General features: G+C 62.1%; 2 protein-coding genes and 3 pseudogenes. 2 read left to right on the plus strand and 3 right to left on the minus strand.

The genetic code is table 11. From position 1 onward, the window contains the following. The coding region (locus AA75_RS48030; protein WP_149038416.1) for a beta-propeller fold lactonase family protein at nucleotides 1-841 on the plus strand (841 nt) is incomplete at its 5' end. Nucleotides 842-1,396: 555 nt separating this feature from the next. Here AA75_RS48030 and AA75_RS52455 read toward each other — a convergent pair. Continuing rightward, nucleotides 1,397-1,651 (minus strand): annotated as a pseudogene (locus AA75_RS52455) (LysR substrate-binding domain-containing protein); the annotation flags it as partial. A gap of 271 nt (nucleotides 1,652-1,922) precedes the next feature. Next, nucleotides 1,923-2,159, minus strand: a pseudogene (locus AA75_RS52460) (IS110 family transposase); the annotation flags it as partial. Nucleotides 2,160-2,208: 49 nt separating this feature from the next. Here AA75_RS52460 and AA75_RS52465 point away from each other — a divergent pair. Beyond that, nucleotides 2,209-2,768: pseudogene (locus tag AA75_RS52465) on the plus strand (transposase); the annotation flags it as partial. A 74-nt stretch (nucleotides 2,769-2,842) separates the two neighbouring features. On the opposite strand, the gene AA75_RS49855 reads toward AA75_RS52465, so the two are convergent. Beyond that, the coding region (locus AA75_RS49855) for a hypothetical protein (RefSeq protein WP_158515576.1) at nucleotides 2,843-3,625 on the minus strand (783 nt) is incomplete at its 5' end.

Here is a 3,625-nt window from a genome sequence, read left to right on the forward strand (position 1 = left end):
TGACAGCGTCACGGTCATCGACACGGCCGACGGCACGACCACAGAGATCCCCACAGGGCAGGAGGGTGCGAAGCCCAGCGCGATCGCGGTCAGCAACGACGGCAAGCATGCCTACCTCACCAACAGCGCGAGCGATTCGGCCACCATGATCGATACCGGCTCCCAGAAGGCGGTTAAGGGCAGCATTCCGACGGGATCCCTGCCGCAGGGCGTTGCGATCAGCCCGGACTCTTCTCGCGTGTACATCGCAAACAGCGGTGACGGCTCCATCACCGTGCTGGACTCCGCCTCCGGCGACCCGGCAGGTAGGGTCATGAAGGTCGAAGAAGGTGAGGCGGCGCAGCCCTCCGGAATCGTGGTCGACGGAATTCGCGCCTACACCACGAACGGCCACAAATCTAGCCTTTCGGCCACTTACTCATATCCGGACAATCATCAGAGGGTCGTCCTGCATACCGCTGGAAAATTCGTGACGGCTCCGACTGATTTTGGCTACGCCGTTGTCCGGCCGGACTCCTCGAGGGCAGGTCATGTATCGCGATACTTCTCCTTCGTTCCGGCTGGGGATGGAAAATTCTTCATCAAGTTGAGCAATGGCGCCTTTGTTCGCTCGATCCCCGGTCTCAACAATGACATACTTTATGCAGACTCTCGCGGGCCTGGCGACCTGGAGAAATTCGACTATGTCGATCTCGGAAACGGGAAATTTGCACTGAAGGCGCATAACGGAAAGATTGTTTCTGTCGAGTCCAACTCGCCTGACGGATTCTCGCCCTACCTCGCCGCCCGTGCGGAAGGCGTTTCTAGTGATCGGCAAGTTATCCAATTCTCCGCCGAATGAAACGATTGAGTTGCTCGGGCTTCGGGAGCGTTGTCTCGGGAACGAAGCCGACTCCAGCCGTGTGATTACCGGCTATGCGCGGCATTGGCCCGGCGTGCGGGTCGGCTTCCGTTGCCAGAGACTTCCGGGATAGGCTCCACCCCCCCTGCGTGATCAAATGCAAGATATCCAACAGGGCACTCAAGCGAACCGAACACCACGACCCGTCCCGGCCGCGCGCACCGACCGTGCACCTGGTCGTACCGACCAAGACTCGCTCGAAACTAAACAGAATACCGTCTGAAGTTCCCCCGTGATCGGAGCCGAGTCGAACGGTGCGCAACTTATGGGAGGAGACGCACGGCCGCCGCCCAGGTAGGGAGCACCGTGATGCCCTGCCCTGCGGCGACCATCTCGATCAGGAGGTCGGCGATCACCGACATGTACGGTCTCGGCCGCTGCCCGGTGGGGTCAAGACTTGTGGATGGCATCAGGCGGTGGTGCTTGCTGACCACGTTCAGGTCTGACAGCCGTACCTTGACCGGCAAGGCCTTGCGCAGTGGCTGCCATACCCAGTCAGATGGCGGAGCCGGCGGCCCGCAACTCCCGTACCAGAGCGCGCACGACAGCGGAGCTGGCGAGCTCTGAGCTGGTCACATAGCCGATACGGCGCGTCGGACGTTCCAGACCGAGATCGGTGATCTCGATCGAGTCCAGTGCTCCGGTCAGGGTGAGCACGGGCATGATCGCCATCCCGTGTCCCCCGCTCACGAATGAGAGCACTGCTCCGTCGTCCTCTGCCTCGATCGTGGCTTTCAGGATCCAGGTGCGGGTGATCAAGACACGCAGGTCGCGGTCTGCCTCCGCTATCTCCCCGCTCAGGTGCTGGTACCGCTTGGCCAGGCGCTTGAGGGCGATTTTGACTGCTGTGGCCAGGGCAGCGAGATCGGCACCAGGACGGCTGGCGGCCAGCCGTCGGACCAGTTCGGTGGTGGTCAGTGAGCGCAGTGCTTCGAGTACCCGCGGCGGGCGCGGTGATGATCAGTGATTTGATCTGGTTGATGGTCTGGGTGCGAGCCGTGACTGCGCTGGCGCGTACCATGCGCAGTCCGCGGATTGCCTCGACCGCGCCGTCGCGGTGCTTCAGGGTGCCGGTGGCGCGGCCAGCGAGGACCGCGGTTGCGGCCGCGTATGCGTCGATGGAATCCGACTTCCCCGCCGCCCGGTGCGCCCGGGGATCGGGTCGGTCCACCTCGACAACGGCGATTCGGTTGGCCCGAAGGTAGCGGCCGAGTTCGGCACCGAAGGAGCCGGTGCCCTCCGTGCCTACGACCAGCACGTGACCGTGAGAGTGCAACCACTCCAGCAGGTCCCGGTAACCCGCAGGTCACGCGCTGGGATGCCGCAACCCGCGGATACCGAACCGTGTGGTGATCGACCATGTGATCGCCGCCCTGGTCCACGGCTCGGGCTACGCGCGGATCGCGACACCCGGCTGCTCCGACCGCACCATCCGCGGGCACCTGAAGTTGTGGGCAGAGCAAGGAACTTCTCGGCAACTCCACCGGCTCGCCCTCGAAGCCTACGACCGTATGATCGGCCTGCGGCCGGCTGCATCACCAAGGCCCCGGGCGATGGCGATGGTGAGAAGGCCGGACGCTCGCTGGTCGACCGCGGCAAGCAGACCCTGAAACGCTCGGTCGCCACCTAGGCCGCAGGCCTCCCGGTCGGTGTCGTGCCCGACGGCGCGAACCGGCACGACTCCCGCCTGCTCGCGCCGACCCTGGACGCGGTCCGCGACCGCGCCGGCCAACCGCCCGAAGGCCCGAAGGTCCGCCTCGACTGCGGCTGCGACGGTGTGAACTCCCGTGCAGTGCTTGCCGAAAGGGGATTCACCGGCATCATCTCTCGCAAGGGTGTCCCGGCGCCGGTCCAGGCCGGCCACAGGTGAGTGGTCGAGCGCACACCCCACGCCACGCCCCGCCTTACGAGTCCACCGCGGCCACCTATTGCCGGTCGACCTCATTCCCTAATTAGCCACTCTTTGTTTGCATCGACTGCAAATGGGATGAATTTGTTGTACTTTGGGGCATTGGCAAAGCCCTCCCCTAGGACATATGGACTTTCAAGCCAATTCGCCCCGGACGGTATCTCCTTGTACAGGTTCGTGCCGGGATCGATATGATAGTAGGTTCCTGCCGCGTCGACTGCCGCATGGATGACATGCTGACTATTTTGATCGTCAACCATGGAAAGCATGAAATGCGAGTAAGTGGGCTGCGGGGCGGTCGGTGAAAATATCGCCAACATTTTCCTGTCCGATGCACTTTGGCTTTGGATCTGCCGCACGGCATCGTTGAAGTCGAGAAAATCATGGCCCATTCTCATGTCGCGATGCTCGCGCATCGTATAGTTCCCCTGGTGCCTAATTTGAGCGAGTCGGAAAAATGTGTGACTCTGACCAGTGGCCAGCATCCTCAGTGAAGATTCCGCAACGGTGAGACAGCCTCCATCGACACTGCAGCCACTTTTTGCTAGCAGAATTAGATTGGCTTGGGCATTATCGAACGACGCGCGGGGTGAATCTATTGCCGTCAAAAACTCGGGATCGGAAACCATGACGGCCGAATTTACCTCAGCTTCCAGATAGTCGAGATCCTCAGTCTTCCCATCCAATTTCCCATCTGGGCTTTTCATCTTCTTTGCTGCGATGATATTTGCCGCTCCGTTGCCGGTGGGGTCGGTGTGGTTGATGGGGTCGGCGTCGAAGGCGCTGTGGCGGTAGAAGACGGGGGCGGGGTCGCG

This window comes from Kitasatospora sp. MBT63, from assembly GCF_000710465.2.
GTDB lineage: Bacteria > Actinomycetota > Actinomycetes > Streptomycetales > Streptomycetaceae > Kitasatospora.